Here is a 948-nt window from a genome sequence, read left to right as displayed (position 1 = left end):
TTTCGTACAGTTCTGGCGAAGGTGGAAGAGGGTTGACAATTGGATAGTCAAAACTTCTACTTATTCCGCACATATTTAGACGTAAAAATCCGTCTTCCATATTTCCATAAACAATCCATTTCCCATTATCTTGAATATAAGGACTGCAATATTTCCAATTTTTTCCGATGTAAATATTTCCGATTGAGTCTCCACCATCTAATGATTCTGTTACCTTTATTTTAAATGTTAAATTTGAATCGTTTACTTCAATCACTTCTCCAATAAAAATACATTTGGAATTTTCTAATTCATATTTCTGCCATTCGGAAAGTTTTTTAATCGCACAAGTACAAGCAAAACTTTTTAATGAAATCAGAAGTAAAATTATAAATAATTGTTTTTTCATAGTTTCAATTTTCAGCTTGCAGGTAACGGTCTCAGCTAAGGAATCGTTGCGATGGTTTTAGCGATTAGTTTATAAATATACTTAAACATTTGGTCATCAGCGGTAATTTCCCAACGGGAAATTCCGTGAGCAATGTTTTTTAGCTAATGTTGTACAACGTATTTTATTTATTGGTTATCTTCTCATAATTCTTATTCATTCGTTTTACAAAACCAAAATTAAAATCCTTTTCAGTTATTTCTCCATTTAAAAGTTTTTCAAGGTTTTTGTCATTTTCCAATCTATAGTATGTTCTTTTATTTTCATTATCAATACCTAAGTCAAAACTATTTTTTGTTTTTTTCAAAATATTCCCGACGAAATTAGATTCAGATTTGGAAAAAAAGTAAAGGGAGTCTTTTTCTAAAATCATAGTTCTTGGAGTCATTCTCAACATATATTCAGAACAAATATGCACTGTGTCATTTTTAATAAATATTTCAGCGTAATCTATTGTATTATCTTCGAGTATTCTTGAACTTGAGGTATACCAATTCCCATCAATATTCGTTCCGCTACAA

Annotated in this window: 2 protein-coding genes; both read right to left on the bottom strand. The window is 29.7% G+C overall.

Features of this window, described 5'->3' with window-relative positions:
• The coding region (locus ACFQ1U_RS13665) for a hypothetical protein (protein WP_386109332.1) at positions 1–388 on the bottom strand (388 nt) is incomplete at its 3' end.
• A gap of 163 nt (positions 389–551) precedes the next feature.
• On the bottom strand, positions 552–948 hold a 397-nt coding region (locus ACFQ1U_RS13660), incomplete at its 5' end, for a hypothetical protein (RefSeq protein ID WP_386109330.1).

Origin of the sequence: Tenacibaculum geojense (assembly GCF_042676005.1) — a bacterium.
GTDB lineage: Bacteria > Bacteroidota > Bacteroidia > Flavobacteriales > Flavobacteriaceae > Polaribacter > Polaribacter geojense.
Note: the sequence above shows the minus strand (reverse complement) of the source record. Positions and strands in the feature narration are given on the sequence as shown.